Consider the following 3,479-nt stretch of genomic DNA (forward strand, 5'->3'; position numbering starts at 1 on the left):
GCTGTGCGTAGATGTGATCAAGAGACAGGGGATACTATCCCCCTGAGCGGAGGGTCCGGGAGGCAGCGCCTCCCGGTTCCCAGGCTCGAACCGGAAAGCGGCTCCCATCAGGATTCGCCGCGGCGGCGGCCGGTGCCCCAGGGATTGAGGTAGGGGTCGCCGGCGCGGCGGGCACGGGGCGGGCGGCGGCGCTTCTCGGCCTCGGGGGCGGCGTCGGCGGCCTGCGCCGCCAGCTCGCGGCCACGCGGGATGCGGGGCGCGACGTCGAGGCCGAGCTGGTCGCGCATGGTCTTGGCGTTGACCTCCTCGACCGCGCCGCGTGGCAGGCTGCCGAGCTGGAAGGGGCCATAGGCGGTGCGGATCAGCCGCGTCACCTGCAGGCCCAGATGCGCCAGCACGCGGCGCACCTCGCGGTTCTTGCCCTCCTGCAGCGAGACCGTGAGCCAGGCATTCGTCCCCTGGCGCGAATCGAGCCCCGCCTGGATCGGCCCGTACTTCACCCCCTCCACCGTGATGCCCTTGGCCAGCCAGGCCAGCGCCGCCTCGTCCACCCGGCCATGCACCCGGGCGCGGTAGCGGCGGATCCAGCCGTTGGAGGGCAGCTCCAGCTTCCGGGCCAGGGCGCCGTCATTGGTCAGCAGCAGCAGCCCCTCGCTGTTCAGGTCCAGCCGCCCGACCGAGATCAGGCGCGGCAGGCCCGCCGGCAGCTTCTCGAAGACCGTGGGCCGCCCCTGCGGGTCCTTGTGCGTCGTCACCAGCCCATCGGGCTTGTGGTGGCGGAACAGCCGCGTGTGCTCCGGCGCCGCGACCGCCCGCCCGTCCACCGACACCGCATCGCCGGGCGAGACGAAGGTGGCCGGCGTTTCCACCACGCGCCCGCCGAGCTTCACCCGCCCTTCCGCGATCAGCGTCTCCGCGGCGCGGCGGCTGGCGATCCCGGCGCGGGCCAGGAAGCGCGCGATGCGCTCGCCGCGCTCCCCGCCATCTTCCCCGTCGGCCCCGGGCCGGTCGTCCTCCGGCGTCCCGCCGCCGGGCCGGCCGTCCCCCGCCCCCGTCATGCCGTCACCCGCTCCGCCGGGCGAAGCCCGGCGCGCTGGCGGGCCGCCTCGCGGCAGGCCGCCACGAAGGCGCGGAAGATGTCGGGGTCGCGCGGGTCCACCGCGTATTCCGGGTGCCACTGCACGCCCAGGCAGAAGCGGTAGCCGGGGTGCTCGATGGCCTCCACCACGCCGTCCGGCGCCGTCCCGCTCACCACCACGCCCGGCCCGGCGAAGTCCACCGCCTGATGGTGCGAGCTGTTCACCGCCAGCCTCGCGGCGCCGCCGGTCACCCGCGCCAGCAGCGATCCCGGCACCACCGCGACCTCGTGCCCCGGCTCGTCGCGGGGGTTCGGCTGCTCGTGCGGCAGCGCATCGGGGACGGCATCCGGGATGTGCTGGATCAGCGTGCCGCCCAGCGCCACGGCGAGAAGCTGCTCGCCGCCGCAGATGCCCAGCACCGGGATGTCCCGCGCCAGCGCGCCGCGCAGCACCGCCAGCTCGAAGGCCGTCCGCGTCTCCTTCAGCGTCACCGTCCCGTGCCGCTCCGTGGCGCCATAGAGCGCCGGGTCCACGTCGAAGGCGCCGCCCGTGACCACGAGCCCGTCGAGGCGGTCGAGATAGTCCTCCGCCAGCGCCGGCAGGTGCGGCAGCGCGACGGGCAGGCCGCCGGCCCCGGCCACGGCGGCGAGGTAGTTCTGGCGGATGGCGTACCAGGGCAGGTTGGACCAGCCGCCGGCCTCCTCCGCATCCAGGGTCAGGCCGATGAAGGGGCGTGAGGTCATGAGAAGTCCTTGGAGGCGCCGGCAGAGGCTCCGGAGGATGCGCCCGCGAGCCGGGTCCGGCGCAACAGGCGGGCCGCGACCTGCCCCCTGCTCTAGACCAGGATCGGGTCGGGTTGAAGCGTCCAGTCCCGCCGGCATGGCAGGCTCGCCTCCCGGGCCCGTGACGCACGCGGCCGGGCGTGCACGAGGCGGCACGGCGCCCGCATGACAGCGGGGTGCATGACGGAATCCACGACGCGGCGCTTCACCCCCCCGCCCGCGACTGGCTAAGAGGCCCCTGCGGCCGGCCCGACCGGCCAGACGCCTCCGAGAGACGCCCAGAGGGAGCCGGACATGCCCGCCATCGCCGAGTTGAGCGACGCCGAACTCGAAGCCCTGCGCGGCCGCATCCAGGCCGGCTACGATGCCTTCAAGGCGCGCGGCCTGAAGCTCGACATGACGCGCGGCAAGCCGGCGCCGGAACAGCTCTCGCTGACCGAACCCATGCTCGCCTTGCCCGGCAATGGCGACACCACCACCGAGGCCGGCGAGGACGCCCGCAACTACGGCGGCCTCCAGGGCATCGCCGAGGCCCGCGCCCTCTACGCCCCCATCCTGGGCGTGCCTCCCTCCCAGGTCGTGGTCGGCGACAACTCCTCCCTCGCCCTGATGCATGACACGGTGCTGTGGTCGATGGTGAAGGGCGTCCCCGGCGGCGCGCGTCCCTGGGGCCAGGAGGAAGACGTCGCCTTCCTCTGCCCCGTGCCCGGCTATGACCGGCATTTCGTGATCTGCGAGGAATACGGCATCCGCCTGATCCCCGTGCCGCTGACCGGCGAGGGGCCGGACATGGACGAGGTCGAGCGCCTCGCCGCCGATCCCGCGGTCAAGGGCATGTGGTGCGTGCCGAAGTACTCGAACCCGAGCGGCGAGGTCTATTCCGGGGCCGTGATCCGCCGCCTCGCCGCCATGAAGGCCGGCGCGGCGGATTTCCGCCTGTTCTGGGACGATGCCTATGCCGTCCACCACCTGACCGGCACGCGGCACGCCATCGCCAACATCGTGGAACTCTGCGCCGAGGCCGGGAACCCCGACCGTGCCTTCGTCTTCGCCTCGACCTCCAAGGTCACGCTGGCCGGGGCGGGGCTCGCCTTCTTCGCCTCCTCCCCCGCCAACGTCGCCTGGTTCCTCCGCTCCGCCGAGAAGCGCACCATCGGCCCGGACAAGCTGAACCAGCTCCGCCACGTCCGCTTCCTGCGCGACCAGGCCGGCATCGCCGCCCATATGGAGCGCCACCGCGCCCTGATCGCGCCGAAATTCGCCGCGGTGCTGGAGGCGCTGGAAGCCCGCCTCGCCGGCACCGGCGTGGCGCGCTGGACGAAGCCCGAGGGCGGCTACTTCATCAGCCTCGACGCCCGCCCCGGCACGGCGAAGCGCGTCGTCGCCCTGGCAAAGGAGGCCGGGCTGGCGCTGACCCCCGCAGGCTCCACCTGGCCGGGCGGCGCCGACCCGCGGGACAGCAACCTGCGCCTCGCCCCCACCTTTCCCAGCCTGGAGAACGTGCGCCTCGCCTCCGAGGGCATCGCCCTCTGCGTGCTGCTGGCCGGGCTGGAGGCCGAGACGGCGGCTCGTGCCGGCCGCGCCTGAGCCGCCCTGGCCGGCAGACCGCCCCATGCGC

At 74.0% G+C, this 3,479-nt stretch carries 3 protein-coding genes; 1 reads left to right on the plus strand and 2 read right to left on the minus strand.

The window, feature by feature from the left end:
* Positions 1–107: 107 nt before the first annotated feature.
* Positions 108–1,058, minus strand: coding sequence for a pseudouridine synthase (locus tag ROTAS13_RS21320; RefSeq protein WP_075823338.1), 951 nt, complete (start codon positions 1,056–1,058; stop codon positions 108–110).
* Positions 1,055–1,822, minus strand: coding sequence for a gamma-glutamyl-gamma-aminobutyrate hydrolase family protein (locus ROTAS13_RS21325; RefSeq protein ID WP_019461358.1), 768 nt, complete (start codon positions 1,820–1,822; stop codon positions 1,055–1,057). The genes ROTAS13_RS21320 and ROTAS13_RS21325 overlap by 4 nt, the downstream gene beginning before the upstream one ends.
* A 333-nt stretch (positions 1,823–2,155) precedes the next feature.
* Between ROTAS13_RS21325 and ROTAS13_RS21330 the strand changes: the two genes are divergently transcribed.
* The gene (locus tag ROTAS13_RS21330) at positions 2,156–3,448 is read left to right on the plus strand and encodes an aminotransferase class I/II-fold pyridoxal phosphate-dependent enzyme (RefSeq protein WP_075823339.1); all 1,293 of its coding nucleotides are present in this window, start codon (positions 2,156–2,158) and stop codon (positions 3,446–3,448) included.
* The last annotated feature ends 31 nt before the right edge of the window (positions 3,449–3,479 follow it).

This window comes from Roseomonas sp. TAS13 (assembly GCF_001950415.1).
GTDB classification, from domain to species: Bacteria; Pseudomonadota; Alphaproteobacteria; order Acetobacterales; family Acetobacteraceae; genus Roseomonas; species Roseomonas mucosa.